Source organism: Bradyrhizobium sp. BEA-2-5, assembly GCF_032918025.1.
GTDB lineage: Bacteria > Pseudomonadota > Alphaproteobacteria > Rhizobiales > Xanthobacteraceae > Bradyrhizobium > Bradyrhizobium pachyrhizi.
The window spans coordinates 5,768,250-5,794,976 of the sequence record NZ_CP136629.1 but is presented as its reverse complement, the minus strand read 5'-3'; the positions used below and the strand labels follow the sequence as shown (position 1 = coordinate 5,794,976).

Below are 26,727 nucleotides of genomic sequence, written 5' to 3'. Positions count from 1 at the left end.
AATGCTGCAGATCGGCAAGCTCAATGCCTGGTACGGCGCAAGTCACGCGCTGCAGGACATAACGCTCGAAGTGACCAAAGGCGAGATAGTCTGCCTCATCGGTCGCAATGGAGCCGGCAAGACGACGACGCTGAAATCGATCATGGGGTTGATGGGACGAACGCGCGGCTCGGTCACCTTCAAGGGCAAGGAGCTGCTGAGCCGGCCGGCGCATGTGCGCTTCGCGCTGGGACTTGCCTATGTTCCCGAAGAGCGGCGGATTGTGCAGGGATTGTCGGTCCGGGAAAACTTGCGGCTCGGGCTGGTGGCGTCGCCGGCGAAGAAGCGGGAAGCCGAGCGGATCGACGAGATCGCGGTGATATTCCCACGGCTGGCCGAGCGGATGGACCAGGAGGCGGTCACGATGTCGGGCGGAGAACAGCAGATGCTGGCGATTGCGCGCGCGCTGATCGCAAAGCCAAAAATGATCCTGCTCGACGAGCCCTCGGAGGGCATCATGCCGGTCCTCGTCGAGGAGATGGGCGTGCTGTTCCGCAACATGAAGGCGCAGGGAACGACGGTGCTGCTGGTTGAGCAGAATGTCGAGCTCGCGCTCGGCATCGCCGATCGTGCCTACGTCCTTGATCAGGGGGCGGTGGTGCACCAGGCGTCGGCGCAGGCCCTGCTGGCCGACGACGAGATCAAGGAACGATATTGTTCGGTGTGAGCGGGCTGTCCGGTCTCCCGCCGGCGCGAACGGACCTTACTCCGCAGCGGCGCGCGATCGCGTCGGCCTTGCTTGTGGTGACGACGACCTTGATCGCGTCATCCACGCGATCCCGTGCATATCTGAGCGCCGTCGGCAGGTCTTCCAGCGGAAACGTATGCGTGTGGATCCTTGTCGCGTCGAACCGCTTCGCCGCCATCAATTCCATGGCGCGGCGCGTGGCGCTGCGGCCCTCGCCGCGGATCCCGTAAGCGTAGATGTTGTTTCGCACGAGATGCGCGATGTCCAGCGTCGCAGCTTCGTGCGGGAAGGCGGCCAGACAAATCTTGCCGCCACGATTGGTCATGTGAATGGCCTGGTTGAGTGTCGCTTCGGTGCCGGCGCATTCGACGACATAGTCCGCGCCGATCCCCCCTGTTAGTTGCTTCACGACCGCAACGGCGTCTTCGTCGTTGATGTTGATGACGCGGTCGGCCCCCAGTTCCTGGCCGATCGCCAGCCGCTTGTTGCGCGTGCCGGTCAAAATCACCGGACTTGCGCCAAGCGCCTTGGCCACAGCAACTGCGAGAAGTCCGATCGGCCCCGGGCCGATCACCACGACGCTCTCGCCGGCCACCAATCCTCCCAATTCCGTCAAGCCGTACATCGACGTGCCCGCGGTCACCACGAGCGTCGCCTCCGCGTCGCTCATGCTATCCGGTACGCGCGCCAGCGTATTGATGTGGTTGACTGCGTACTCCGCGAAACCGCCGTCGGTCGTGAAGCCGTTGGCGCGGTGGCCCTTCTCCGGCCTTCCATAGTTGAGACAGGAGGTGTACATGCCCTGGCGGCAGCGTTTGCATTGACCACAGCCGGCGTGGATTTCGACGCTGACCCGCTCACCGATCCTGAATTCGTCAACGTCCGGTCCGAGTGCAGCGACCGAGCCCATATACTCGTGGCCTGGCGTGAAGTTCTTGTTGAAGGGCAGACCGCCCTGAATGCTTGCCGGCGACCCGGCATGGATAATTTCGAGATCGGTGGCGCAGATCGCAACCGCGTCGATGCGCACCAGCACCTCGGCGCGCGAGGGGACCGGCGTCGGCTTTTCGCAAAGCAGGAGCTGGCCGGGCTCACCAAGGACCCAGGCCTGCATCAGGCCGGGAACGGGAAGATCGGGCGATGTGCTGACGCCGGGCGGCCGGTACATGGGCGCTTTCTCTTTTGGTTGACAGCATAGCGCGAAACGACTGGCTGCCGCGAGCACCCGATGGTCGGCATCGGAGCCGTTGCATTTGCTGCACGGCAGCAAGCGCGTCGCAAAACATTCATACGCGGCCTATACTTGGTCCCCCGGTTGATGTTGAAATCCTCATTGCATCCTCTCCCAGACCGGAGCCTCCCATGAAGACCGTCCGCCTTGTCCTTGCGTTGCTGGCGCTGATGCTGATCGCGCCGTGGCAATCAGCCAGGGCGGCCGACGTTATCTGCTACAATTGTCCGCCGGAATGGGCGGATTGGGCGTCGATGCTGAAGGCGATCAAGGCGGATCTCAAGTACGATATCCCGCACGACAACAAGAATTCCGGCCAGGCGCTGGCCCAGATCCTGGCCGAGAAGAGCAATCCGGTCGGTGATATCGGCTATTTCGGCGTGACCTTCGGCATGAAGGCCAAGGCCCAGGATGCGCTCGAGCCCTACAAGCCGGCGCATTGGGATCAGGTCCCCGCCGGCCTCAAGGACCCCGAAGGCTACTGGACCACGATCCACTCCGGCACGCTCGGCCTGTTCGTGAACAAGGATGCGCTTGGCGGCAAGCCGGTGCCGGCCTGCTGGAAGGACCTCCTGAAGCCCGACTACAAGGGGATGGTCGGCTATCTCGATCCGTCGTCGGCGGCGGTCGGCTATGTCGGCGCGGTCGCCGTCAATCTGGCGCTCGGAGGCTCGCCAGGCAACTTCGATCCGGCGATCAGCTTCTTCAAGGAGCTGCGCAAGAACGATCCTATCGTACCCAAGCAGACATCGTATGCCCGCGTCGTCTCCGGTGAGATGCCGATCCTGTTCGACTACGACTTCAATGCCTATCGCGCAAAGTACTCGGAGAAGGGCAACTTCGAGTTTGTGATTCCCTGCGAGGGATCGGTGGTGTTTCCCTATGTCGTTGGTCTCGTGAAGAACGCGCCCGACAAGGAGAAGGCCAAGAAGGTGATGGACTATCTCTTGTCCGACAAAGGGCAGGCGATCTGGACCAATGCCTATCTGCGTCCGGCCCGCCCGATCGAGCTGCCGGCTTCCGTGAAGGTGAAATTCCTCCCCGACAGCGACTATGCCCGCGCCAAGAGCGTCGACTGGGGCGAGATGGAAAACGTGCAAAAAGCCTTCGTCGACCGCTATCTCGCCGAGGTTCGCTGAGGCAATATGGTGCCCTTCGCCGGGGCACCATTCTTCTGATGTCGCAAAAATCCTTCGTTTGGTTCTGCCTGCTGCCGCTCGCGGTCGTGACCACGGCATTCTTCCTGCTGCCGATGGCACGGCTGGTGGTTGCGGGTGCCGAAGGTCCGCACGGGCTCGCCGGATATCTCGCCATCCTGACCGAAGCTCGTTATCGCGCGACGCTGATCAATACCGTGTTGCTGGCCGCGGCAACAACGGTCGTCACGCTGATCGTGGCGACGATTGCCGGAATGTTTCTGCAGCGGCACCGCTTTCCAGGGCGGGCCGTGCTGATCGCGATGCTGACCTTTCCGCTGGCGTTTCCCGGCGTGGTGGTCGGCTTCATGATCATTCTGCTGGCGGGGCGGCAGGGGCTGATCGGCGATCTGTCGAACCGGATCTTCGGCGAGAAGTTCGTCTTCGCCTATTCGATCTACGGGCTGTTCCTCGGATATCTCTACTTCTCGATCCCGCGCGTGATCCTGACCATCATGGCGGCCGTGCAAAAGCTCGATGTCGGTCTGGAAGAAGCCGCGCGTTCGCTCGGCGCCAGCCCCTGGGCGGTCCAGCGTGACGTCGTGCTGCCGGCGCTGGCGCCGGCCTTCGTTGCGTCCGGCGCGATCGCATTTGCGACCGCGATGGGGGCCTTCGGGACTGCGTTTACGCTGGCGACGAATATCGACGTGCTGCCGATGCTGATCTATACCGAGTTCACGCTGGCCGCCAATTTCGCGACCTCGGCCGCGCTGTCGGTGGGACTTGGTCTGATCACCTGGCTCATCCTCGCGCTCGCCCGCTCGTTCAGCGGCAGCGCGGTCGCGGCGGCCGGGTGAACGCATGCGCGATCGCTTGATCTTCACCGGCCAGTTCATCTTCACGCTGCTCGTTGCCGCCTTCCTGGTGGTCCCCGCAGGGCTGTCGATCTCCGCCGGCGTCACCGTGAACTACTTCCGGGGCATCCAGTCCGGCGTGACCCTGCAATGGGTCGCGCAGGTCTGGGAGCTCTATGCCGGTACCATCCTGCTCTCCTTCGTGATCGCATTCGCGACCCTTGCCGTCACGCTGCTTGCCGGCGTTCCCGCAGCCTATGCGTTGCATGCGCGGGGAGGCCGGCTTGCGCGCATCGTCGAGGAGATCATCACGTTGCCTTTGGCGATCCCCGGGCTTGCGATTGCGCTCGCACTGCTGCTCGCCTACGGCAGCTTCGGCGACTTTCGCCGCTCCTGGCTGTTCATCCTGGTCGGGCACGTGATCTTCACCATGCCGTTCATGGTGCGGTCGGTGATGGCGGTGTTCGCGACCGTGGACATCAAGACGCTGGATGAGGGGGCGGCTTCGCTGGGGGCGTCGCCATGGCGACGCTTCCGCGACGTCATCGTGCCGAACGCACTGCCGGGAATTCTTGCCGGCGCATTGATGGTGGTCACGCTGTCGCTCGGTGAATTCAACCTGACCTGGATGCTGCATACGCCGTTGACGAAGACACTACCGATCGGGCTCGCCGACAGCTACGCCTCGATGCGGCTCGAGGTGGCGTCGGCCTATACGTTGATCTTCTTCGTGATGATCATTCCGCTGCTGGTCGCGATGCAGCTGCTGGCCGACAGGGATCACAAGCGATGAGCACGGCCGGGCATGGCGCAGCGGTGCGGATCGAGGCGTGCGGCAAGACCTTTGCCGACGGCACGCGCGCGCTCGATCCCGCAACCCTCGACATTGCGCGTGGCGAGACGCTGGTGCTGATCGGGCCGTCCGGCTGCGGCAAGACCACGATGCTGCGCATCATCGCGGGCCTCGAGCTGCCGGATGTCGGCGGCAAGGTCCTGTTCGACGGCAAGGACATGACCTCGGTCCCGATCGAGCGGCGCAATGTCGGGATGGTGTTCCAGTCCTACGCCCTGTTCCCCAACATGACGGTGGCGGACAATATCGCCTACGGGTTGAAGATCCGCGGTGTTGCCAGAGGCGAGCGTGCCGCGCGCGTCGCCGAGCTGGTTGCTCTGACGAACATCACGGGATTGGAGAATCGCCGCATCGACCAGCTTTCGGGCGGCCAGCGTCAGCGCGTCGCACTGGCGCGCGCCGTCGCGATCCGGCCCGGCATCTTGCTGCTCGACGAGCCCTTGACCGCGCTCGACGCCGCGCTGCGGGACCGGCTGCGCAGCGAGCTCAACCGGCTGTTGCGCGCGCTTGGGATCACGACGATCTATGTTACCCATGATCAGGCCGAAGCCATGGAATTGGGCGACCGGATTGTCGTGATGCGGAAAGGCGCAATCGCCCAGATCGGCACGCCGCGCGAGGTCTACTTCGCGCCGAAGGACCGGTTTGTGGCGGAGTTCATCGGAGCGGCGAACATTGTGGAGGCTCCGGTCGAGAACGGCGTGTTGATCCTGCCCGGCGGGCGGCTGCCGATCGAGTGTGGCGCGACGACCGCGAACGCGACCGTTATGATCCGCCCCGAAACCATTCGCGTGACGGAGGCGGGCGAGGGGATACTCTCGGGAATCGTCGATTCCGTCAGCTTCATCGGCGACCGGCAGCGGCTCGTCGTGAGTGATGCATCGAGCAAGCCGCTCAATGTCGACGCTCCCAACACGATTCAAGCCAGGATCGGCGATCGCATCGGGCTTTCGATTGCGCCCGACGCTGTCCGTCTGCTTCCCTCCGAACCACGAGATTGATCGATGCCGTCGAAACCGGTTCTCATCGCCCAGATTTCCGACCTCCACATCAAGCCGCCGGGAGCGTTGGCCTATGGTCGGGTCGATACCGCAAAGGCGCTTGAACGCTGCGTGGCGGCGATCAATGGATTCGAGCCGGCGCCCGATTTCGTCGTTATCTCGGGCGACCTTGTCGATACGCCGTCGGTCGAGGAATACGACCATCTCAAGCGACTGCTCGCGCCGCTGCGCGTTCCGTTTGCCGGAATTCCCGGCAATCACGACTCGCGTGCGTGGATGCGTGCCGCGTTTCCTGCCGCACCCTATGTTCACGCCACAGGCCCGCTCGACCAGAAGATCGAGGTGAATGGCCTCGATCTGCTGCTGCTTGATTCAAGCGTTGCCGGGAAGCCTCATGGCATGCTCGAACCGTCGACGCTGCAATGGCTGGACGCGACACTTGCGGCAGCAGACCGGCCCGCGCTGCTTTTCCTGCATCACCCGCCGTTCAAGGGCGGCATCTGGCACATGGACCGCCAGGACCTTTTCAATGCCGCAGAGCTGGCAGCAATCGTCAGGCGTCACCCGCGGGTGCGTTTGATCGGCTGCGGGCACGTCCATCGTGCCATGCTGACCAGCTTCGCCGGGATTCCCGTGACATTGTGCCCCGCGCCGAACCATGCAGTGGACCTGGACCTCGGACAGCTCCGCGAACCATCGTTCAAGGTGGAACCGCCGGCATTTCACCTGCACACGTGGTTTCCCGGGCCGGATTTTGGACAGTTGGTCACGCACCAGGTCCCGATCGGTCAGTTTGACGGGCCGCATCCGTTCTTTGGGCCAGACGGCAAGCTGCTGTGAGCTGGCCGCGTTGACCCCTCGCACAGACGGGATCTTGTCAGGCGAGATTGTCGCGGATGGGCCGGGCATGTCAGATCAAGGGCAGCCCGCAGCCCGCAATTGAGCGTTGCATCGACGCAGATTTATTCCAAATTGTACCTTGGTGCCTTCCATCCCAACTGCGCCGGCTCGGACCTTTGTTGCTGTAGGGCCCCGGGGGGGCTATACTTCTGTCTACTTTCATTGATCGATGGCTTTGTCGGCGTCCGCTGTGCTGGCGGGCCGATTGAACGCAACACAATCAGTCTGGATCACGATGACCGGTGCGTCGCCCATAGAACGAACTTCCGGCGCGCTGTTGTTTTCGAACAACAAGCTGTCGGTGTTGCGCAAGCATCCCTATTTCGCCGATCTCGAGCCCGAGGCACTCGATCAGCTCTGCCGCTACGCCAAGCACACCACGCTGAAGCGGGGTACGACGATCTTTTCCAAGGGTGATCCGGGCACTAGCCTGATTGCGGTGATCTCGGGCACGGTCAAGATCAGCATCTCGTCGCCGGATGGTCGCAACGCGATTTTGAACCTGATCGAGGCCGGCGAGATCTTCGGTGAGATCGCGCTGCTCGACGGCTTGTCGCGGACGGCCGATGCCACCGCCAACACCAATTGCGAGCTGTTCGTCATTGACCGGCGCGAGTTCATTCCGTTCGTGCGCAGCCAGCCGACGCTTGCGATGAAGTTCATCGAGCTGCTTTGCGAAAGACTGCGCCGGACCAGCGATCAGGTCGAGCAGGTCATCCTGCAGAACCTGCCCGGCCGTCTGGCCAGCGCGCTGCTGCGCCTGAGCGACAAGCACAAGCCGCAGGGGCGCACCATCTCGATCACGCAGCAGGAAATCAGCGAGATGGTGGGGATGACGCGCGAGAGCATCAACAAGCAGCTTCGCGCGTGGGCGATACGCGGTTGGGTCAGGCTCGAGCATGGCGCGATCGTCGTGTTGAAGCCCGAGACCCTCCAGGAGCTGGTCGACGCCGGGGCGAACGACGGCGAGTAGTCGCGTCGGCCGCCCGGTCGGTCGCGCATTTCACGAAGCGGTGAGCTGAACAAGGCCTGTGAAGCCATTCACATCGGCCTTGCGTGCGCTGCGGTAAGTGACGCGTCAGGGGAGCACAATATGGAGGAATCCATGCAGAGCTCTTTCGACAAGCGGCGGCAGGACCCACAGCACAATTACCAGAGCTTCAGCATCAAGCTTGTCGCGTTGCCGCTGCTCGTCGTCGTTGCCTTGATCGGGATGCTGGTCAGTCATCCGGCGGCAGTCAGATGGATATCGGACGCGGCGCAAGCGGAGTTCGTCGGAACCGACACCGTCTACACCGATCCGATACCCAATATCGCGCAGGTGGCACCAACGGTCCGGCCGGGCAGCGAGATCCGGACGGTGAAGGCCTACTGATCGTTGATGCCGTCGTCGCGCGGCAAGGCGCGACGACAGCCGCTTGTCCAGCAGCAAGCCGTCCTCACGCGGCTACTCCAAGCAGCTTTGCTGCGGTCCGCCCGAGAATATTGGCCTTGTCATCGTCGCTTAGCGACGACGAGGCGAAGATGTGGTCGACCGGTGCCAGTTGCCATGGATAGGGATAGTCGCTTCCCAGCACGATCTGGCCGGCGCCAACCTGGGCGGCGAGGTGCCTGATCGCCTCAGGCGTGAAGATCAGAGAGTCGAAGTAAATCTGTTTGAGGTACTCCGCCGGCGTTCTCTGGAGCTTGATCTCCGGATTGCATCCCTTGGGTCCAACCAGACAGGCATGGTCCGAGCGGTCGGCGTACGAGCCGAGATAACCGCCGCCATGTGCAGCGATGATTTTCAGTCCCGGGAAGCGGTCGAGCGTGCCCTCGAAGATCAAATGGGAGAGTGCGATCGTCGTCTCGAGCGGATTGCCGATCGTGTTGCCAAGCCACCCATTGCCGGAGAGCCGCTTGTTGAGCTCGGGCACGCCCTGCGGATGGATGAACAGGGGAACGCTGAGTTCCTCGGCCTTGGCCCATACCGGATGAAACTTCGGATTCGAGAATTCGGCGCCGTCGACGACACCGCCGATCGCCGCGCCCTTCAGCCCCTGCTTCTTCACCGCCGTCTCCAGCTCCTGCACCGCAAGGTCCGGTGCCTGCAGCGTCAGCGAGGCGAAAGCTGCGAACCGGTCAGGCTTCGAGGCACAGAGTTCGGCGAGCTTTTCATTCTGGATTTTCACGATCTGCGCAGCAAGGTCGCGATCGCGGTCGTACCAGAACGGATTGATCGAAAGCACCTCCATGTCGACGGCCTGCGCATCCATCGCAGCCAGCCGTTTGTCGATCTCGACGAAGGCTTCCGCGGCGCCGTTGACCGGCGGCAGTTGATATTTTCCGGCGTCCGCGCCGAGCAGCGCGCCCGCCTCGCGGAAATGGCAATGCGCGTGGATGTCGATCGTCTTGACACGTTTGCCGTTGACCGTGACCGGCAACTGTTGGCGCGATTGCTGTGCATTTGCGTTGTGGACGTGCCCGCAGCCGCAGAACACGATGCCTGCCGCCGCCGTTGCTCCCGCTTTCAGGAAATCCCGCCTTGTGGTCATGACGATCGCCTCCCTGGTTGTTTTGTTATGGATGGGGAGCCTAGGGATGCTGGCTAGTGCTCGCAAGATCACACGCTGTGCGTGTCGCGCAATGTTGATCTGCTCAGACCGGCTTGATCCCCGCCTTTGCGATGATGTTGCGCCATTTCGGCACTTCGTCTGCAATACGCCCGCGCATGCCATCGGGCCCGTTTGCAAGCACCTCGAAGCCGTCGTTGCGCAGCTGTTCCGCGATCTTCGGTGTCTTTAGAATCTCGATCGATTTCGCCGACAGCAACGCGACAACGGAGGAGGGCGTATTCGCAGGCGCGAGAAAGCCCTGAAAGGTGTCGGACACGAAATCCCTGTAGCCGAGCTCGATCATGGTCGGCACATCAGGCAAATCGAACCATCGATGGGTTCCGGTGAGGGCCAATGCTTTCAACGCCCCTGACTCGATGTGCGGATGGGCAGGCGGAAGCGCCGCAAAAGCGACCTGGGTCGTTCCGCTCAGGATTGCCTGGATGGCAGGGCCGGCGCCCGAGAACGGCACGTGTGTCATCTGGATCTGACCCATGATCTTGAACAGCTCGCCGGCGAGATGTGGCGTCGTCCCGAGGCCTGGGCTGGCATAGTTCAGTTCGTCCGGGTGGGCCTTTGCGCGTGCGATCAGCTCGGCGACTGAATTGATCCCGAGCTTCGGATTGACCAGGATCACGTTCGGTGATGTGCCAAGCTCGGCGATCGGCGCGAAGTCCCTGACCGGATCGTACGGGACTTTTGCGTAGAGGCCGGGATTGACGACATAGGCGCTCGACGTGATCAGAAGCGTATAGCCGTCGGGCTCGGCATGTGCCGCAATGCCGATCCCGATATTGCCACCTCCACCGGGGCGGTTCTCAACTACGATGGTGCCGCCGAGCGCTTCGCCAAGATGGGTGCCGAGGATGCGGGCCATGATGTCGGTCGGTCCGCCCGGCGCAAACGGCACGATGACCTTGATCGGGCGTTCCGGGTAGCCCGCGGCCTTGGCCTGCCCGGCGAGGCCAGCGATCGCAAGCGCGCTGCATCCTTTCAGGATCGAACGACGCGAGGGACCGGCTGATCTACCTGTCATCGGGTATGCCCCCGCATCGCGATTCTAAAGGTCGAATACCGCTACGGCGCGGATCGGCGACGCCGTCCCGTCGCGCCATTTCATCGGCAGACCGATGAAGGTGAACTGCCCCTGGCCGAGCAGGGTTTCCAGATTGCACAGGCTTTCGATGTGGGTGATGTTGAGATCGAGGCAGGCTTTGTGAACGAGCAGGTTCTCGTCGCCATCGGGACCGGGGCGCATCGAGTCGATGCCGAAATGAACGATGCCTTGTTGCGCCAGCCATTCGGTGGCCGCGACATTCACGCCGGGATTGTCGGTCGCGTATTCCTTGCGCGGAAACGTCCGGGCATGGTGGCCGGTGCAGAGCAGGACGGTGCCGCCCATCGGAATTGGCCGTCCGGCCTTCGTCACGGCAGTCTCGAGGTCGGAAGGGGTGATCTCGGCACGCGGCGCAATGTGGCGAAGGTCGAGACAGATGCCCGGTACAATGCACTTTTCCAGCGGATATTCATTGATCGGTATGCCGCTCGGGCCGAAATGCCGGGGCGCATCGATGTGGGTTCCACCGTGGTCGGGCATCGAGATGAACATCGATGCCAGGCCATAGACGTTTCGAGATTCCGCAAGGGCTTCCTCGTGGTTCTTCCACTTCCCGTGCATGATGGGCGGATGGCCGGGATAGCTCGGCGTGCGGTGATAGAGCTCTCGGCTCAGGTCGACGATCCTCACGACGGGTGCCCTTTCTTGACGGAGCTGGCGCAGGCGCGCTTCTGCCCACAATGCTGACGTGTTTGCCGCGCTTGTGCAAGATGGCGCTTGCCCTCGGTGTCGAACCCGAAGCAAATCGGGAAAGTGCTGCATTCCCGCATGCGTCGCCGAACGGAGGATTCACGTGACCGACTATCGCAAGCTCTTCGATCTCACCGGCAAGACGGCCGTGGTGCTCGGCGCCGCCTCGGGCATCGGCAAATCGTCGGCCGAGGCGCTGGCCGGGCTCGGCGCCCGCGTCGTCTGCGCCGATCGAGCACAGGAAGGCGCGGAGGCAACGGCCGCTGCGGTCCGGCAGCAGGGCGGATCGGCAACGTCAGCCAGTTGCGATGCGGCCGATCGTGCCGACGTCGAGGCATTGGCGGGAAAAGCGCTGGCGGAATTCCAGCGCATCGACATCGCCGTGACGACGCCCGGGCTCAACATTCGCAAGACCATCCTCGACTACACCGAGGAGGATCTCGACCGCGTCCTCAACCTCAACGTCAAGGGCACGGTCTGGTTCTTTCAGGCCTTTGGCCGCATCATGGTCGAGCAGAAGGGCGGCAGCATTATCGCCTGCTCCTCGGTTCGCGCGGTCACCATCGAGCCGGGCCTCGGCGTCTACGGTTCGACCAAGGCAGCGATCGGCCTGCTGGTGAAGGGCTTCGCCTCCGAGGTGGGCCACGCCGGCGTGCGCGTCAACGCGATCGCGCCGAGCATCGCCGAGACCGCGCTGACCGGCCCGTTCAAGCAGCGTCCCGACATCTACGATCTCTACGCCCGCCACACCGTGTTCAACCGCTGGAGCAGCGCCGACGAGGTCGCCACCGCAGTGGCCTATCTCGCCTCGGATGCTGCGAGCTATGTCAGCGGCAGCACGCTGTTCGTCGACGGCGGCTGGACGGCGGTCGACGGCCCACCGACTGGTCTCACCCAACTGGCGCGCTAGGTTGCGTCGGAAACAAAGCCAGCCTGGCTGCGTAGCGCAGACGTTTCCGGCGACGTCAGCAGTGCGATCAGGCGTTGTGCCTGCGATGCCGATGATGCATGCGTTGGGATCGCAGCCGTATACATTGTCGCGAGCCCGCATCCCGGGGGCAAAGTGCCCGACAGCACGACACCCCTGGTGCTGATGATCTCGGTCGATTGCGTGCAACCGATCGGCCGCCGGTCTCTGGACTCCGCCAGATGTCGCATGGCCGTCGCACCGTTCGGAAAGATCTTCAGGCGATCGGCGACGACATCAGCGATGTCGAGCTGCGCGAGCACCTTGGCGACATGAATTCCTGCGGTCGATGCCTTGGTATCCGGCACGAAGATCGCGTCCGCGGCGAGCAATGCCGCGCGCAGGCTAGCCGCGTCGTCGGCGCTGACCGACGGATCGCCGGCCCGAACGGCAAGGGCGGTTTCAACGCGGCCGAGGTCCGTGATCGAGCTGCGCAAAACCAGCCCTTCGCCGGCAAGCTTCGCGATCAGAGCGGCGGTCAGGATGACGATGTCGGTCGGTACGCCGGCGCGCAATCTGTCGGCCATGGCGCCGACCGCGCCAAAATCGCCGGCAATGCCGAGGCTGGTTTCGGCTTCAAACGCGGGCGCAAGGCTGCGCACCAGGCCCTGCGCCGCCCCGCCGCTCAGGATGTTCAACGTCTTCATGCGCACTGTTCCTTCGTTCGCGGTCTGCCGCTGCGTGCTTACTGGGCCTTGTCCAGCCTTTTGACTGCGTCTGCCCACTTCACGATATCGGCGCGCAGGAATGCGCCGAACGCCTCCGGCGTCATGGTCATCGGCACCGCGCCCTGCTCGGCCCAGAGCTTCTCGACCTCGGGCCGCCTGATCGCCGCATTCACCGCCGCGTTGAGCTTGTCGACGATCGGCTTCGGCGTGCCCGCCGGGGCCATCAGGCCGAGCCAGATCGTCGCCTCGTAGCCGGACACGCCCGCCTCGATCACCGTCGGAACGTTGGGCAGCACCGTCGAACGAGTCTTGCCGGTCGTTGCGAGCGCTCGCACCTGTTTTTCGGCGACATTCGGCGCCATCGCGGGAACGGCATCGATCATCATCTGGACCTGGCCGCCGATGACGCCGCCGCGGGCTTCGCCGCTATTGCGGTAGGGCACGTGCACGACGTCGATCCCGGCCATGGCTTTGAACAGCTCGCCCGCCATGTGGTACGGCGTGCCCTGACCAGACGACGCATAGTTCAGCTTTCCGGGCTGGGCCTTTGCCAGGGCGATGAATTCCGGCAAGGTCTTTGCCTGTACGGCGGGGTGGACCACGATCACGAGATCCGAAGTGTTCAACGACGCGATCGGCGTCAGGTCGCGCATCAGCTCATATTTGCGCTGCGGTACCAGCGATTCGTTCGCGGTCTGGGTGTTCGACATCATCAGGAGGGTGTAGCCGTCGGCCGGTGCCTTTGCGGCCTCGAGCGTGCCGATCACGCCACCGGCGCCGGTGCGGTTCTCCACCACGAAGGGCTGGCCGAGGCTTTCCTGCAGGATGCCGCCGATCCGTCGCGCGACGACGTCGGCCGGACCGCCGGGACCGAAGGGAACGATGATCCTGACCGGCCGTGCAGGATAGTCTTCGGCGTCAGCATATGAGCCTGACATGGACTCGGTCAGCAACGCCGCGACAAACACCAAGGCGTATCGCAGGCTCGCCATTGACTGAATCCCCCAACTTTAGTCTTGTTTCTTGATCAGAAGTCTAGCTGCAACCTGAAGCATCTGTCGACGACAAACTCCGTTTTCGCGCATCGGAATAAGAGCGGGAGGACGGTGTACTCAAACTTCGCCATCGCGTGCGGGGAATCATATGAGGAAACATCCTGGGCTATCGCGCCGCGACATGCTGAAGGGCTCGGGCGCCGTGCTCGCTGGGGCCGCCCTTTCAACGCGCGTGATGGCTGCTGCGCCACCAGCCGAACCGGTGACGCCGACGCTGATCGAGGCGGCGAAGAAAGAGGGACAGGTCGTCTACTACACCTCGACCGATCTGCCGGTTGCCGAGAAGCTGGCGAGGGCATTTGAAGCGAAATACCCCGATATCAGCGTGCGCGTCGAACGCACCGGCGCGGAGCGTGTGTTCCAGCGGGTCGGCCAGGAATATTCCAGCAACATTCATGCCGTCGACGTCGTCAATTCCTCCGACGCCGCACATTTCATCGTGTGGAAGCGCGACGGCATTCTCGCGCCCTATGTTCCGGAGGAGGTCGCAAAATACTACCCCGAGGAGCATCGCGACGCGGACGGGCAATTCGCAAGCTTCCGGGTCTGGTTGTCGATCATTGCCTACAACACCAATCTCGTGAAGGCCGAGGAGGCGCCCAGGAGCTTTGCCGATCTGCTGGATCCGAAATGGAAGGGCAAGATCGTCAAGGCGCATCCCGGCTATAGCGGCACCATCATGACCGCGACCTATCAGATGCAGCGCGATCTCGGCTGGAGCTTTTTCGAGCAGCTTGCCAAGCAGAACATCATGCAGGTGCAGTCCTCGACGGATCCACCCAAGAAGCTCGATCTCGGCGAGCGTGCTGTCATGGCCGACGGCAACGAATACAACATCTTCCAGATGAAGGAGGCCGGCCGCCCGGTCGAGCCGGTCTACGCCACCGAGGGGTCACCGATCATCGTCGGCCCCAACGGGATCTTCAAGGACTGTCCGCATCCGAATGCCGCCAGGCTGTTCCAGTCCTTCGCGCTCGGGCGTGAGGGCCAGCAGCTCAATGTCGAGATCGGCGGCCTCAGATCGGTGCACGCGCAGGCCAAGGAGAAGGCTGGACGCAGGCCGCTAAGGGACATCAAGACGATGAAGGACGATCCGGTGGCAGTCGAGCGGGAAGGGGAATCGATCAAATCGCGATACACGCGTATCTTCCGCGTCTGATGGGACGGCTCAGGCCAACAGCTGACCGTCCGGGCGCCTGCCGCATGGCACGTGCCCGGATTTCGCGCCGGCTGGGTCAATAATGCCCCTCGGCGGGGGAGATATTTGATGTTACCAATTTGGCCATGAACCAGCATGCCAAGGTCGACATCCGCCATTCCACCTGTCCGCACGACTGCCCCTCGGCATGTGCGCTCGACGTCGAGGTGATCGAGGGACGCTCGATCGGCCGCGTCCGCGGCTCGAAGCAGCAGACCTACACGGCCGGCGTCGTCTGCGCCAAGGTCGCCCGCTATGCCGAGCGCATCCATCACCCCGAACGGCTGATGTATCCGATGCGCCGAACGGGTGCGAAGGGCTCAGGGCAATTCGCGCGGATCTCCTGGGACGAGGCGCTGGACGAGATCGCGGACCGCTTCAACGAGGCCGAGCGCGAGTTCGGCGCGGAATCGATCTGGCCCTATTACTACGCCGGCACGATGGGCCTCGTGATGCGCGACGGCCTCAACCGCCTCACCCATGTGAAGAAATATTCGCGCTTCTATCAAACCATCTGCGCCAACGTCGCGCGCATTGGCTACGCGATCGGCACCGGCAAGATCGCCGGCGTCGATCCGCGCGAGATGGCGCTGTCCGACCTCGTCGTGATCTGGGGCACCAATCCCGTCAACACCCAGGTCAACGTGATGACGCACGCCGCCCGTGCGCGCAAGGAGCGCGGCGCGAAGATCGCCGCGGTCGACATCTACGACAACGAGACCATGAAGCAGGCTGACATCAAGATCATCCTGCGCCCCGGCACCGACGGCGCATTTGCCTGCGGCGTGATGCATGTCCTGTTTCGCGACGGTTATGCCGATCGCGATTATCTTGCGCGCTATACTGACTGCCCGGACGAGCTGGAGGCGCATCTGAAGACCCGCACGCCGGAATGGGCCTCGGTGATCTCGGGCGTTCCGGTCGAGGAGATCGAGGCATTTGCGCGGCTGGTCGGACAGACCAAGCGCTCGTTCTTGCGCCTCGGTTACGGCTTCACCCGCTCGCGCAACGGCGCGACGCAGATGCATGCGGCGCTGTGCATTCCCGCGGTGACGGGCGCCTGGCAATATGAAGGCGGCGGCGCGTTCTTCAACAATGCCGGAATCTGGCGTTTCGACGAATCCATCATCGAAGGCCACGACGCGATCGACAAGTCGACGCGCGCGCTCGACCAGTCGCAAATCGGCCGCATCCTCACCGGCGATGCCGAAGCCCTGCAAGGCAAGGGCCCGGTCAAGGCGATGCTGATCCAGAACACCAACCCGATGACGGTCGCGCCGGAGCAGGCGCTGGTGCGGCAGGGCTTTGCGCGCGAGGATCTGTTCGTGGCGGTGCACGAGCAATTCATGACCGAGACGGCCCAGATGGCCGACATCGTGCTGCCGGCGACCATGTTCATGGAGCACGACGATCTCTACTACGGCGGCGGCCACCAGCACATCTCGGTCGGACCGAAGCTGATCGATCCGCCCGGCGAATGCCGCTCCAACCACGAGGTTTTGCAGGGGCTCGGCCGCCGGCTCAACGCCGTGCATCCGGGCTTCGAGATGACGCCGCGCGAATTGATCGATGCGACCTTGAGGTTGAGCGATCACGGCGACATCGCCGGCCTCGAAGCCGATCTCTGGCGCGACCTGCAGCCGGATTTCCGCACCTCGCACTATCTCGATGGCTTTGCTCATGCCGACAAGAAGTTCCACTTCAAGGCCGACTGGGGCAAGGTGCCGGTCGGCACCGGCGGGCTGATGGGCGCATGGGACAAGATGCCTTCGCTGCCCGACCACTGGACCATCATCGAGGAGGCGGACGCGCAGCATCCGTTCCGTCTTGCGACCTCGCCGTCCCGCAGCTTCCTCAACACCAGTTTCAACGAAACGCCGTCGTCGCAGGCCCGCGAGGGCGCGCCGACCGTGATGATCCATCCCGACGACGCAGCCAGCCTGTCGATCGCCGACGGCGACGCCGTGACGCTCGGCAACAGCCGCGGCGAGACCACGCTGGTCGCAACGCTGTTCGAGGGCGTGCGGCGCGGTGTGCTGATCGCAGAGTCCGTTCATCCCAACAAGAACCACATCGGCGGCCGCGGCATCAACATGCTGACGGGCGCGGACACGATCGCGCCGATCGGCGGGGCCGCGTTCCACGACAACAAGGTCTGGATCAGGAAGGCATCGGCCGCCGCATAAATCCTGCTTGCAGTCGGCGCCGATCCTGCCGCAAATGTGCGCTGACAACAGCGCACAGGCAAGAAAACAGGCAGGAAACATGACCGACAACAGCGTTCTTCTCGAAAAGCGCGGGCAGGCGTTCTGGATCATCATCAACCGGCCGGAGAAGCGCAACGCGCTGAACGGCGACGTGATCGCCGGCATCAGCAAAGGATATCGCGACGCGCATGAGGACAAGGACGTCCGCGTCATCGTGCTGACGGGCGCCGGCGACAAGGCGTTCTGCGCCGGCGCCGATTTGCAGAATTCCGGCGCGGCTTTCGCGATGGATCATTCTCGCGCCCAAATGTCGACTATGCCGATCTGTTGCGTCTCTCACAGAACGCCACCAAGCCGGCGATTGCGCGGGTCGGTGGTGTCTGCATGGCCGGCGGCATGGGCCTTTTGTGCATGACCGATATGGCGGTCGCGGCCGATCACGTCGTCTTCGGCCTGCCGGAAGTGAAGGTCGGCGTCTTCCCGATGCAGGTGCTGAGCCTGCTCCAGAGCATCGCGCCGCCGCGCCTCGTGAATGAATGGGCACTCACGGGCGAGCCGTTCGACGCCAAGGCCGCACAGGCCGCGGGCCTTCTCAACTACGTCGTGCCCACCGCCGAGCTCGACGCCAAGGTCGATTGGCTGATCGGCCGCATCGTCGACAAATCGCCGACCGCGATCCGCCGCGGCAAATACGCCATGCGGGCGATCGCCTCGATGTCGTTCGACGAGAGCATCGCCTATACCGAAAGCCAGATCGCACTGCTGGCGATGACCGAGGACGCCAAGGAGGGGCTGAAGGCGTTCAGCGAGAAGCGCAAGCCGACCTGGACCGGACGCTGAGACATCGCTGTGCCGCTTCACCTCGCGCTGCCTGCGGCCGCCGCAGGCGCGCACTGGCAAAATATCGAAAACAACCCCATGCAAAGGGGCCGACGCCTGCCGGCGTTCGACAAGGCAACTTGACACGTCGGGCAAATCAGGAATACATTTCTAATATTCCGAAATTGTGCTCCCGGCCCGCCTCGCTCGCGGAGACGCCGGAACGCGTCGTGAGATGCGCTCCGGGCGAAGTGGAAACTGGTTTGCGTAAAGAAAATGCGCGAAAACGGGAATCTAGACCCTCGTTCCGATTCCATCGGAACGGAGGGGACGCTAGGCCGTGTACCCATAAGCCCTGCGGCGTGGCGCGACGAACGCGATGTCCGCTTTGCCACTATAGCGGCCGTGGTAGTGCGGCAGCGCAATATGTCGCGATGGGCCAAACGCAAACTCGTGCGCCGCCGCAATGGGTCGTTATTCGATCGACTGGTTAGAACAACCACCCTTCTCACTGATTGCAAAAAAAAACGTTGGAATGCCGACGGCTGGTGACTGCGTTGATCTATGTCAAGCTTACCTGCGGTTGTTTGCGCACCCTGTGCGGCGGTCCATTCCCTCTCCTCGATCAGGGGTGATTATCATGCAATTCTCCCGGCGTAACGCACTCAGTCGGCGCCTCGTACTTGGTGCATTCACAACGCTGCCAGTGCTCTCCGTGCCGCTTGCTCCCAATGCGCAGGCGCAAACAACGACCGCGCAAGCACCGTCTACCGAAGGGGCCGGGTTTTCGTTCGCAGCGGTCGGGGACACCCGCCCGATGATGTACCTCCCGCTGAAGGAAGGGCAGCCGGACCTCAGCAAGTTCTTCGTCGAGATGTTCGGGTTGGTCATGCCGGAAAAGGTCGCCGAGGCCGTCGTAGCGAAGGATGTGAAGATGATCTTCGATCCGGTCACCAAGGACCTTATCAAGGTAGTCATGCCGTTCGCATCTAAGACGGAAGTGATGACCCTGACGCTAGATAAAGGCTGGGTCACTGAGGCATCCGTAGAAGACTTGAAACTGCTTCCTGGAGTGCATCGGACGATGTTCCGGCTTCAGGGCGGCGAATGGGTGACCCGTGAAATCGTGAAGGACGTTCAATCAGGTCGCGCCAAATTCGTGGTCAATAGTGGTGACGCCGTCTGGTGGGGCAATCAGGGCTTGACCGTCACTGACAGCCCATACTGGAAGCGCGTGAACGATACGATGTTGAAGAAGCTACCCCCGCCGGATGACGAGCTGCGCGCAGCCGGTCTGGATGGACGTTTTTTCATGAGTGTAGGCAATCATGAGGTGTGGGCCGACCCAAAGATTGAGGGCGTTCTTTCGGCTGTCCCGTATCTGAAAAAATTCGGCGTCACGCCGGAAAACCTCATCTACAAATTCGACTTCAAGGGCACCCGCTTCATCTATCTCTGGAGTGGCAAGTACGACTACCGTTCGCCGTCGCTGTGGGACGCTGATCGGCCAAAATATGCCGAGCAGATGACCCAGCTTCAAAAGTGGATGGACGAGGCGAAGGCCAACGGTATTCGGAAGGTGTTTATCGTCTTCCATTATCCCGTGTTTGCGCGGTCGGGCTTAGGCCCGATCCCGGCTCCCGATAACCCACACAAGGCGATTGCGTCGTATGCCAAGGACATGGAGGTGGTCGTATTGAACGGGCACGTCCACACCACGGAAATCTACGACGTAGATGGGGTAAAGTATCTGATGTTGGGCGGTGGAGGCGCAGAACAAGACCCAATCCTGCCGGGGCGAACCAGCATCAAGGTGCCCGCTGACTATCCGCAGGACCTCTACTGGAAGGGCCAGCCTCCGCAAGAGGAATACAATTACGTCCTGGTGGACGTTGAACCCGGCCAGAAGACGAAATTCACCCTCAATCGCTTCCGTCCGTGGTCGGCGGAGCCATTCAGGACTGAGGAACTCTTCAAGTGAGCAGGATGCCGGTTTTTACGGGAGCGAGGTCCTGGCGACAGCTATTCTGATCATTCACGGCTTGGTCGCGGTCGCACTGCTTGGCGCGATAACACACCAGACTTTAGCGGCATGGGGATCGGCGGACGCGCGACCCGGCTCTTTCTTTGGCCGCTTTCGCTCCATACCGTCGGCCTCGTTCGCCAATGCCGTGGTAGTCCTGTATGCCATTTCCACCCTGCTGGGTGGGATCATTTACCTTTTTTTCCGTGTAGATGTCAGGCCCGAATTGGAGCGTGCGGGTCACTGGTATGTCCTCGGCTTCTTCGACATCAAGGAACATTTCGCCGCTATCGGATTGGCGTTGTTGCCCGCCTACTGGGTTTGCTGGCGACGGCCGGTTGCCGATGAGCCTACCCAAATGCGCGTCGCGCTCACCTCGATACTTGCCTTCATCGTTTGGTGGGGCTTTCTGTCCGGTCACGTCGCCAACAACATCATGGGTTTTGGCTCATGACATCTTCAGCCCCGTTCCGCCGCTTTGCATTTGCATTCGGGACCACGTTCGCCGTCCTCTACGTGGTCGCACTCGCAAAGGACCTTGCTCTTTTCACCGTTTTTCCGTCGCTTGGCATCGTGCTCGCGGGCACGCATCATTCGCGAGACGTTGCTGACCCTGCGATGGGATTTCTGGCTCCCGCGACGTACTGGTACGGGTGGGCCGCGACCGCCGCGCTCGGGGCACTGATGGTCGGCCTTGTTGCTGCTTCGCTGCCCGGAGGTTCGGCGCGATACGTTTGGTCGGGATGGGTGTGGCTAATTCCTACACTCTCGATGATCGCGTGCGTCTATCTCACTCTGCCTTGGTTTCGGCTCTGACTTGAGTGCGACTTCTGCAATGGGTCAAAAGGCGACATCCAGCGGCGTCGCCCGAATGTCAGCAAAGGGCCACGAGCAGACGTAGCCACTTCAGAGGCTCGGTCTTGAGCCAGGAACGGAGAGGTCGATCGAGCGCGAGTGCGGCGCAACCGGCCCTATTGCTGCGCCACATTCGTGGTGAGGTCCTGCAAGGGTCAGGTGCCAAGATGGCGCAGCAAAAAAGCTGACATGCGGTGGACCGCATCGAGATAGCGAACGGAGCTCTCGAAGATGTCGTTGTGTCGGCCCCCCTCGTAGTACGCGGTCTCCACTACCTTTCCAGATGCGCGCGCTGCCTGCTCGAAATCACGCGCCATCCTTATGTTGGTAAACTCGGTCCCGCCGTCCGCGACGCTGTCCGCTGTGCCGTGCAATATTAAGAGAGGCGTGTTCAAGTCGGAAACGAGCGCTGTCAGCTGGCTTGGGTACCTTGCCGAGTTAAGGACGGCGGCTCGCACGCCACCTGCTCGAAGAGTGTAGTTCAGGGCAGCGCCGCCACCTCGTGAGTGCCCAAAGAGCCCAATCTGATCCGGGCATGCATCCGGCAGAGTACGTAGCGCTTGCATCAGCGCATCCACTGTTCGCATGGCCTGCGGACTCAGTGGATCGGGAGCTGGAGGCATCTCCGGGCATGCGATCGGGGTTATGAACCGCACCCCGTTGCCGATGCCTTCTCGAAACCAACCGGCTGCCACAGCGAGCAGACCGGTGCGGGCGAGATCCCGAGCCAAACGCACATATTCGTGCGCGAAGCCATGGCTACCATGCAACAGAAGAAGTGAAGGAAATGGGCCTGCGCCATCAGGTCGAGCCACCGCTGCCGACGTGATGCCCAGTCCCGGAGCATCTATCGAGATCCACGAGACCGCGAGTGTTTCAGCCCCGGACGGCGCGTTAGCAATCGATACTGTCAGGTTCGCCATTAGCCCAAATCTTAACTGGATGCATCATTGAAGCGTCCAAACAGCAAACGCGCAAGGTGTCGTCGCTCGACGAGTAAGGCATTGTGGTCAGGAAGGTCGTCGAGGGCCTCACCGAAGATGCGAGGTCGGCTTCGGGTCATTTTCGACGGATCCAACGGGGTTGTCGGCAAGTTAATGTCCGCTTCTACGCTATGAGCGCCGAACCGGGGCCCGGGCAGAAGCATTGCCGCGGTAGTCGATAGCAATGGTCTGCCGGTACGACTGGCGCTGAGCCCCGGTGAGGCCCACGACGTTCGACTTGCCTGAAAACTGTTGTCTCGTCTGAAATCCGGATCGATGCTGCTTGCCGATCGTGGTTATGACGCCGACTGGATCAGAGAGCTGGCCATGAAAAGAGGCGCGTGGGCCAACATCCGCCGAAAAGCGATCGCAGCGATCCGATCTGCTTCAGCCCCTATCTCTACCGCGCTCGCAATCGGGTCGAGCGGTTCTTCAACCGGATCAAACAGTGTCGTCGGGTGGCGACACGCTATGACAGGCTCGCCGCCAACTACCTTGCCTTCGTTCAATTCGCGTCAACCAGGCTTTGGCCGCGCCTTAATGAGTCCGCGTCCTAGCCCGCGTTGGCCTTGAGGCCGGCGGCTTCGATGCCGGCCACGGCGCAGATCTCGTCATTGTCCGAGGTGTCGCCGCTGACGCCGACCGCGCCGAGCAGCGTCGTGCCGTCCATGATCAGCACGCCGCCGGGGACCGGCACCAGCGCACCCTTGGCCATGGTGTTCACGGCATCGATGAAATAGGCCTGCTCCTGCGCACGCTGGAACAGGGCCCGCGAACCCATGCCCATGGCGAGCGCGCCATAGGCCTTGCCGTGGGCGATCTCGGCGCGCATCAGGCTGGTGCCGTCCTGCGCGGCTGCGAGCTTGAGCACGCCGCGCGCGTCCAGGATGGTGACGACCAGCGGCTTGAACTTCTTCTCGACCCCCTTGGCCAGCGCGGCATCCAGAATCTTGCGGGCAGTTTCGAGAGTGAGCTCAGCCATGGGCCTCTTCCTTTGTCGGTAACAATCTGTCGGAATTCGATTTCGCACGTTTCAGGCTCATCGCCAATACGCTGGCGACATGCAGCGGCGTGCGCCCGCTGCCGTCCTTGATCTGGTGCCGGCATGAGGTCCCGTCGGCCACGATCAGCGTGTCCTGATCGGCGCCTCTGACAGCCGGCAGCAGCGACAGCTCGGCCATCTCGATCGAGGCGTCATAAGTGTCCGCGCCGTAACCGAAGGCGCCCGCCATGCCGCAGCAACTGGACTCGATGGTCTCGACCTCCAGGCCGGGGACGAGGCGCAGCACCTGCTCGACCGGCTTGAAGGCGCCGAAGGACTTTTGGTGGCAATGACCATGCACCACGGCCTTGCCGGGGACGGCGCCGAGCGGCAACGCCAGTCGTCCGGCTTCCGCTTCGCGCGCCAGAAATTCCTCGAACAGCAGCGCGTGCGCGCTGACGGTCTTGGCGGCCTCATCCGAGCGCAGCGACAGCAGCTCGTCGCGCAACGTGAGAAGGCAGCTTGGCTCGAGACCGATGATCGGCACGCCGCGGGCCGCGAACGGGACGTAGGTCGCAACCAGCCGGTCGAGTTCGGCGCGGGCCTGCTCAACCAGTCCGGCCGACAGGAACGTTCGCCCGCAGCACGGCGGCCGTCCGCCGTCCGATGGCCTCGGCAGATGCACGCGATAGCCGCCGGCCACCAGAACGCGTAGCGCCGCGTCGAGATTCTCGCGCTCATAGATGCGGTTGAACGTGTCGGCGAACAGAACGACTTCGCGGCCATCCGCCGGACCCAGCACCGTGGCGTCGGGCCGGAACGTGTCGCTGCGAAATTCCGGCAATGCGCGCTTGGCGCTGATCCCTGCGAGTTTCTCGAACAGCGCGCGCAGCAGCGGGCTCCGGTTACGCCAGTTCGCGATCGGGGCAAAGCGCGACGCGAGACCGGCATAGCGCGGGAGGTAGCCCACGAGCCGATCCCGCAGAGTCAGGCCGTGCGCGGTAGCGCGCGCGGCCAGCACCTCGATCTTCATCTTGGCCATGTCGACGCCGGTCGGGCACTCATGGCGGCAGGCCTTGCAGGAGACGCAGAGCTTCAGCGTTTCCATCATCTTGTCGGAGGCAAGTGCGCGGGGGCCGAGCTGGCCGGAGATCGCGAGGCGCAAGGTGTTCGCACGCCCTCGCGTGACGTCCTTCTCGTTGCGCGTCGCGCGGTAGGACGGGCACATCACGCCGCCCTCGAGCTTGCGGCAGGCGCCGTTGTTGTTGCACATCTCGACCGCGCCCTGGAAACCGCCGCCGGCGCCGGGATAAGCCGACCAGTCGAGCCTGGTCTTCAGCTCAGTGACGCGATAGTCCGGCCGGTAGCGGAACAGCGAACGGTCGTCCATTTTGGGCGCATCGACGATCTTCCCGGGGTTGAGCGTGTTGCCGGGATCGAAGCGCTCCTTGACTTCCTTGAAATCGGCGACGAGGCGCTCGCCGAACATGGTCTCGTGGAATTCCGAGCGCACCAGCCCATCGCCATGCTCGCCGGAATGCGAGCCCTTGTACTCGCGCACCAGCGCGAAGGCTTCCTCGGCGATGGAGCGCATCGTCTTGACGTCTTTCTCCAGTTTCAGGTTCAGCACCGGACGTACATGCAGGCAGCCCTCCGAGGCGTGCGCATACATCGTGCCGCTGGTGCCGTGCCTGGCGAACACCTCGTTCAGCCGCGCGGTGTAATCGGCCAGATGCGGCAGCGGCACCGCGCAGTCCTCGACGAAGGAGACCGGCTTGCCCTCCTGCTTCATCGACATCATGACGTTGAGGCCGGCGGCGCGGAAGTCGGCAATGCCGCTCTGCAGCGCGGGCTCGGTGACCTCCACCACGCCGCCCCATTTGCGCTTGTCGTTATTCCAGCCGAAGCCGAGATCGCCCATCAGCTCGTCGAGCTGCCTGAGCCGCGCCAGATTATCAGCCTGGTCGTCTTCCGCGAATTCGACCACCAGCACGGCGTCCGGATCGCCCTTGATGGCGGCGGAGATGATCGGGCGGAACATCGCGATGTCGCGGCCGAGCGCGATCATGGTGCGGTCGACCAGCTCGACCGCGATCGGCTTCAGCTTCACCAGATGCTGGGCCGCATCCATCGCTTCGTAGAAGCTGCCGAAATGGCAGACGCCGAGCACCTTGTTGCGGATCACGGGCCACAGCTTCAGCTCGACCTTGGTGGTGAAGGCGAGGGTGCCTTCGGAGCCGACCAGGAGATGTGCCATGTTGTTCGGTGCATTGCGCGGCACCAAGGCGTCGAGATTGTAGCCGCCGACGCGGCGCTGCACTCTTGGGGAATTTGTCGGCGATCTCGAGCGCCTCGCGCTCGCCGAGATCGAGCATGTCGCGAAACAGCTTCAGTCCGCTGTCGGACGAATTGACCCGCGTCAGGTCGCGCGGCACCTCGCCGAAATGCAGCAGCGTGCCGTCGGCGAGGGCGGCCTCCATCGACAACGTGTTGTCGCGCATGGTGCCGTAGCGAAGCGAGCGGCCGCCGCAGGAATTGTTGCCGGCCATGCCGCCGATGGTGGCGCGCGAGGCGGTGGAGACGTCGACCGGAAACCACAGGCCGTGCTTCCTGAGCTGGCGGTTGAGGTCGTCGAGCACGATGCCGGGCTCGACCACGCAGGTGCGGTTCTCGACGTCGAGCGACAGGATCCGGTTGAGATGCTTGGAGAGATCGACCATCAGGCCGTCGTTGACGGTCTGGCCGCATTGCGAGGTGCCGCCGCCGCGGGGGGTGACCTTCAGCCCCTCGTCGCGGGCGATCGCCAGTGCCCGCAGCGCCTCGTCCATGCTGCGCGGCACCACCACGCCGGCCGGCATGATCTGGTAGAACGAGGCATCGGTGGCGTAGCGGCCGCGGCTGAAGGGGTCGAACAGGACGTCGCCGGCCAGTTCGGACCGCAGGCGCTGTTCGAGCGAGGTGGCGTTCTTCATCCCAGATCCGATGTGATCCATGACGCAACAAAGGGTTGCGCATGGATTATGCATTCTCTCGACGTGAGAATTACATTATGAATTCATAATGGGCAAGGATGGCTGCCCTCCAGCCATCCTTGTGCCGGCCCCTTTTAGTCGTTCCGGGGCGTCGTCTCCAGGCCGCTGTCCGGCCCCTCCGCGAGGTGATCGATGGCGGCGGCCCGCTTGTTGCGCAGGTGCTGGAACAGGATGTCGCTGAGCTCGCTTGCCGCGCGCCGGCGCAGCGCATCGAGGATCGCCTCGTGCTCGCGCATCGCCTCGGCCCAGCGCTGCCGCTTGCGGGCGAAATTGGCGGAATAGCGCACGCGACGGATCCGGCCGGCGAAGTTGGCGTAGGTCGCCTTCAGCGCCTCGTTGCGCGCGGCCGCAACGATGCTCTCGTGGATTTGCTGGTTGGTCTGGAAATAGCCGTGCATGTCGCGGTGCAGATAATGGCCGTACATCTCGTAGTGCAGGCGCTCGATCGCGACGATTTCCTCGTCGGTGATGATCTCGCATGCCAGTCGTCCGGCGAGGCTCTCGAGCCCGGCCATGACGTCGAACAGCTCCTCGAGGTCGCGCGGGCTGAGCCGGCGCACCCGCGCGCCGCGGTTGGGCAAGAGCTCGATCAGGCCTTCGGCGGCCAGCACCTTGAGCGCTTCGCGCAGCGGCGTCCTGGAGATGCCCAGCATCTCGCAGAGCTGCCGCTCTGGAACGCGGGCGCCCTCGGGAATGTTGCCTTCCACCACATAGTCGCGGAGCCGCAGCAGGATCTCGCCGTGAAGCGAGGCCTCCTGGCGGTCGCCGCCGTTGCCGGCGGCGGGCGGGCTGATCGGAACCCCGGCTTCGGGAATCGCGGATTTCATATTCTGAA

At 63.1% G+C, this 26,727-nt stretch carries 23 protein-coding genes and 3 pseudogenes; 16 read left to right on the top strand and 10 right to left on the bottom strand.

The genetic code is table 11. The features are described 5' to 3' along the window. The first annotated feature begins 1 nt into the window (after position 1). Positions 2–706, top strand: coding sequence for an ABC transporter ATP-binding protein (locus RX327_RS27360; protein WP_317247675.1), 705 nt, complete (start codon positions 2–4; stop codon positions 704–706). On the opposite strand, the gene RX327_RS27355 is transcribed toward RX327_RS27360, so the two are convergent. Further along, on the bottom strand, positions 681–1,952 hold the full coding sequence (locus RX327_RS27355; RefSeq protein ID WP_244481852.1) for a zinc-dependent alcohol dehydrogenase: 1,272 nt from the start codon (positions 1,950–1,952) through the stop codon (positions 681–683). The genes RX327_RS27360 and RX327_RS27355 overlap by 26 nt on opposite strands. Positions 1,953–2,089: 137 nt before the next feature. Here RX327_RS27355 and RX327_RS27350 point away from each other — a divergent pair, with 137 nt between their 5' ends. The 7 genes from RX327_RS27350 to RX327_RS27320 all read left to right on the top strand — a co-directional run bounded on the left by RX327_RS27350 (position 2,090) and on the right by RX327_RS27320 (position 8,077). Then, positions 2,090–3,097: an ABC transporter substrate-binding protein gene (locus RX327_RS27350; protein ID WP_050383848.1), complete on the top strand. Its 1,008-nt coding sequence runs from the start codon at positions 2,090–2,092 to the stop codon at positions 3,095–3,097. Between the two features lie 38 nt (positions 3,098–3,135). Then, entirely contained in the window at positions 3,136–3,951 is an 816-nt protein-coding gene (locus RX327_RS27345) for an ABC transporter permease (protein WP_050383847.1), read from the top strand. A gap of 4 nt (positions 3,952–3,955) precedes the next feature. Further along, complete coding sequence (locus tag RX327_RS27340) at positions 3,956–4,741, top strand: ABC transporter permease (RefSeq protein WP_028336858.1); 786 nt, start codon at positions 3,956–3,958, stop codon at positions 4,739–4,741. Beyond that, the gene (locus RX327_RS27335) at positions 4,738–5,802 is read left to right on the top strand and encodes an ABC transporter ATP-binding protein (protein WP_317247674.1); all 1,065 of its coding nucleotides are present in this window, start codon (positions 4,738–4,740) and stop codon (positions 5,800–5,802) included. The genes RX327_RS27340 and RX327_RS27335 overlap by 4 nt, the downstream gene beginning before the upstream one ends. Before the next feature lie 3 nt (positions 5,803–5,805). Then, positions 5,806–6,642, top strand: coding sequence for a phosphodiesterase (locus tag RX327_RS27330; protein WP_050383846.1), 837 nt, complete (start codon positions 5,806–5,808; stop codon positions 6,640–6,642). A gap of 295 nt (positions 6,643–6,937) precedes the next feature. Then, on the top strand, positions 6,938–7,675 hold the full coding sequence (locus RX327_RS27325; protein ID WP_317251334.1) for a Crp/Fnr family transcriptional regulator: 738 nt from the start codon (positions 6,938–6,940) through the stop codon (positions 7,673–7,675). A 132-nt stretch (positions 7,676–7,807) separates the two neighbouring features. After that, the gene (locus RX327_RS27320) at positions 7,808–8,077 is read left to right on the top strand and encodes a hypothetical protein (protein WP_028352146.1); all 270 of its coding nucleotides are present in this window, start codon (positions 7,808–7,810) and stop codon (positions 8,075–8,077) included. Between the two features lie 64 nt (positions 8,078–8,141). Here RX327_RS27320 and RX327_RS27315 read toward each other — a convergent pair whose 3' ends face one another. The 3 genes from RX327_RS27315 to RX327_RS27305 are packed head-to-tail and all read right to left on the bottom strand — an operon-like array spanning position 8,142 to position 11,043. Next, positions 8,142–9,419: an amidohydrolase family protein gene (locus RX327_RS27315; RefSeq protein ID WP_244978610.1), complete on the bottom strand. Its 1,278-nt coding sequence runs from the start codon at positions 9,417–9,419 to the stop codon at positions 8,142–8,144. Further along, on the bottom strand, positions 9,340–10,332 hold the full coding sequence (locus RX327_RS27310) for a tripartite tricarboxylate transporter substrate binding protein (RefSeq protein ID WP_317247673.1): 993 nt from the start codon (positions 10,330–10,332) through the stop codon (positions 9,340–9,342). Before RX327_RS27310 ends, RX327_RS27315 begins: the two co-directional genes overlap by 80 nt. Before the next feature lie 24 nt (positions 10,333–10,356). After that, on the bottom strand, positions 10,357–11,043 hold the full coding sequence (locus RX327_RS27305) for a cyclase family protein (RefSeq protein WP_063779898.1): 687 nt from the start codon (positions 11,041–11,043) through the stop codon (positions 10,357–10,359). Positions 11,044–11,206: 163 nt separating this feature from the next. Between RX327_RS27305 and RX327_RS27300 the strand changes: the two genes are divergently transcribed. Beyond that, a complete protein-coding gene (locus tag RX327_RS27300; protein ID WP_317247672.1) occupies positions 11,207–12,013 on the top strand; it encodes a glucose 1-dehydrogenase in 807 nt (268 codons plus the stop codon). Here the strand turns inward: RX327_RS27300 and RX327_RS27295 are convergent. Together RX327_RS27295 and RX327_RS27290 are read right to left on the bottom strand one after the other, a co-directional pair. Continuing rightward, the gene (locus RX327_RS27295; RefSeq protein WP_050383840.1) at positions 12,010–12,717 is read right to left on the bottom strand and encodes a molybdate ABC transporter substrate-binding protein; all 708 of its coding nucleotides are present in this window, start codon (positions 12,715–12,717) and stop codon (positions 12,010–12,012) included. The genes RX327_RS27300 and RX327_RS27295 overlap by 4 nt on opposite strands. Positions 12,718–12,755: 38 nt before the next feature. Then, entirely contained in the window at positions 12,756–13,676 is a 921-nt protein-coding gene (locus RX327_RS27290) for a tripartite tricarboxylate transporter substrate binding protein (protein WP_410712199.1), read from the bottom strand. Between the two features lie 205 nt (positions 13,677–13,881). On the opposite strand from RX327_RS27290, the gene RX327_RS27285 reads away from it, so the two are divergent. The 6 genes and pseudogenes from RX327_RS27285 to RX327_RS27260 all read left to right on the top strand — a co-directional run bounded on the left by RX327_RS27285 (position 13,882) and on the right by RX327_RS27260 (position 20,856). After that, positions 13,882–14,952: a substrate-binding domain-containing protein gene (locus RX327_RS27285; protein ID WP_244978609.1), complete on the top strand. Its 1,071-nt coding sequence runs from the start codon at positions 13,882–13,884 to the stop codon at positions 14,950–14,952. Between the two features lie 125 nt (positions 14,953–15,077). Continuing rightward, complete coding sequence (locus RX327_RS27280; RefSeq protein ID WP_317247671.1) at positions 15,078–17,177, top strand: molybdopterin oxidoreductase family protein; 2,100 nt, start codon at positions 15,078–15,080, stop codon at positions 17,175–17,177. A gap of 79 nt (positions 17,178–17,256) precedes the next feature. Continuing rightward, positions 17,257–18,038, top strand: a pseudogene (locus RX327_RS27275) (enoyl-CoA hydratase/isomerase family protein). A 619-nt stretch (positions 18,039–18,657) separates the two neighbouring features. Beyond that, entirely contained in the window at positions 18,658–19,998 is a 1,341-nt protein-coding gene (locus tag RX327_RS27270; protein ID WP_244481850.1) for a metallophosphoesterase family protein, read from the top strand. Between the two features lie 61 nt (positions 19,999–20,059). Then, positions 20,060–20,494, top strand: a complete 435-nt coding sequence (locus RX327_RS27265) for a hypothetical protein (protein ID WP_050383836.1) — start codon at positions 20,060–20,062, stop codon at positions 20,492–20,494. Further along, positions 20,491–20,856: a hypothetical protein gene (locus RX327_RS27260; protein ID WP_050383835.1), complete on the top strand. Its 366-nt coding sequence runs from the start codon at positions 20,491–20,493 to the stop codon at positions 20,854–20,856. Before RX327_RS27265 ends, RX327_RS27260 begins: the two co-directional genes overlap by 4 nt. A gap of 194 nt (positions 20,857–21,050) precedes the next feature. Here RX327_RS27260 and RX327_RS27255 read toward each other — a convergent pair whose 3' ends face one another. Continuing rightward, complete coding sequence (locus RX327_RS27255; RefSeq protein ID WP_082190514.1) at positions 21,051–21,818, bottom strand: dienelactone hydrolase family protein; 768 nt, start codon at positions 21,816–21,818, stop codon at positions 21,051–21,053. Between the two features lie 222 nt (positions 21,819–22,040). Here RX327_RS27255 and RX327_RS27250 point away from each other — a divergent pair. Next, a pseudogene (locus tag RX327_RS27250) lies at positions 22,041–22,435 on the top strand (IS5 family transposase); the annotation flags it as partial. On the opposite strand, the gene RX327_RS27245 reads toward RX327_RS27250, so the two are convergent. The 3 genes and pseudogenes from RX327_RS27245 to RX327_RS27235 all read right to left on the bottom strand — a co-directional run bounded on the left by RX327_RS27245 (position 22,432) and on the right by RX327_RS27235 (position 26,719). After that, positions 22,432–22,860 carry a GlcG/HbpS family heme-binding protein gene (locus tag RX327_RS27245; RefSeq protein WP_317247670.1) on the bottom strand — a complete coding sequence of 143 codons (429 nt, stop codon included), beginning with the start codon at positions 22,858–22,860 and terminating at the stop codon, positions 22,432–22,434. The pseudogene RX327_RS27250 and the gene RX327_RS27245 overlap by 4 nt on opposite strands. Then, positions 22,853–25,832 (bottom strand): annotated as a pseudogene (locus tag RX327_RS27240) (FAD-binding and (Fe-S)-binding domain-containing protein). The gene RX327_RS27245 and the pseudogene RX327_RS27240 overlap by 8 nt, the downstream one beginning before the upstream one ends. Before the next feature lie 134 nt (positions 25,833–25,966). Then, positions 25,967–26,719 (bottom strand): GntR family transcriptional regulator, encoded by a 753-nt coding sequence (locus tag RX327_RS27235; RefSeq protein WP_317247669.1) that lies wholly within the window; start codon positions 26,717–26,719, stop codon positions 25,967–25,969. Between the last annotated feature and the right edge of the window lie 8 nt (positions 26,720–26,727).

Coding starts and splice junctions, on each gene's coding strand:
- RX327_RS27350 (WP_050383848.1), top strand. CDS start 2,090: ATGAAGACCGTCCGCCTTGTCCTTGCGTTGCTGGCGCTGATGCTGATC.
- RX327_RS27360 (WP_317247675.1), top strand. CDS start 2: ATGCTGCAGATCGGCAAGCTCAATGCCTGGTACGGCGCAAGTCACGCG.
- RX327_RS27245 (WP_317247670.1), bottom strand. CDS start 22,860: ATGGCTGAGCTCACTCTCGAAACTGCCCGCAAGATTCTGGATGCCGCG.
- RX327_RS27280 (WP_317247671.1), top strand. CDS start 15,078: ATGAACCAGCATGCCAAGGTCGACATCCGCCATTCCACCTGTCCGCAC.
- RX327_RS27315 (WP_244978610.1), bottom strand. CDS start 9,419: ATGGCATGCGCGGGCGTATTGCAGACGAAGTGCCGAAATGGCGCAACA.
- RX327_RS27320 (WP_028352146.1), top strand. CDS start 7,808: ATGCAGAGCTCTTTCGACAAGCGGCGGCAGGACCCACAGCACAATTAC.
- RX327_RS27235 (WP_317247669.1), bottom strand. CDS start 26,719: ATGAAATCCGCGATTCCCGAAGCCGGGGTTCCGATCAGCCCGCCCGCC.
- RX327_RS27260 (WP_050383835.1), top strand. CDS start 20,491: ATGACATCTTCAGCCCCGTTCCGCCGCTTTGCATTTGCATTCGGGACC.
- RX327_RS27285 (WP_244978609.1), top strand. CDS start 13,882: ATGAGGAAACATCCTGGGCTATCGCGCCGCGACATGCTGAAGGGCTCG.
- RX327_RS27335 (WP_317247674.1), top strand. CDS start 4,738: ATGAGCACGGCCGGGCATGGCGCAGCGGTGCGGATCGAGGCGTGCGGC.
- RX327_RS27290 (WP_410712199.1), bottom strand. CDS start 13,676: ATGTCAGGCTCATATGCTGACGCCGAAGACTATCCTGCACGGCCGGTC.
- RX327_RS27330 (WP_050383846.1), top strand. CDS start 5,806: ATGCCGTCGAAACCGGTTCTCATCGCCCAGATTTCCGACCTCCACATC.
- RX327_RS27255 (WP_082190514.1), bottom strand. CDS start 21,818: ATGGCGAACCTGACAGTATCGATTGCTAACGCGCCGTCCGGGGCTGAA.
- RX327_RS27270 (WP_244481850.1), top strand. CDS start 18,658: ATGCAATTCTCCCGGCGTAACGCACTCAGTCGGCGCCTCGTACTTGGT.
- RX327_RS27325 (WP_317251334.1), top strand. CDS start 6,938: ATGACCGGTGCGTCGCCCATAGAACGAACTTCCGGCGCGCTGTTGTTT.
- RX327_RS27345 (WP_050383847.1), top strand. CDS start 3,136: ATGTCGCAAAAATCCTTCGTTTGGTTCTGCCTGCTGCCGCTCGCGGTC.
- RX327_RS27295 (WP_050383840.1), bottom strand. CDS start 12,717: ATGAAGACGTTGAACATCCTGAGCGGCGGGGCGGCGCAGGGCCTGGTG.
- RX327_RS27310 (WP_317247673.1), bottom strand. CDS start 10,332: ATGACAGGTAGATCAGCCGGTCCCTCGCGTCGTTCGATCCTGAAAGGA.
- RX327_RS27340 (WP_028336858.1), top strand. CDS start 3,956: ATGCGCGATCGCTTGATCTTCACCGGCCAGTTCATCTTCACGCTGCTC.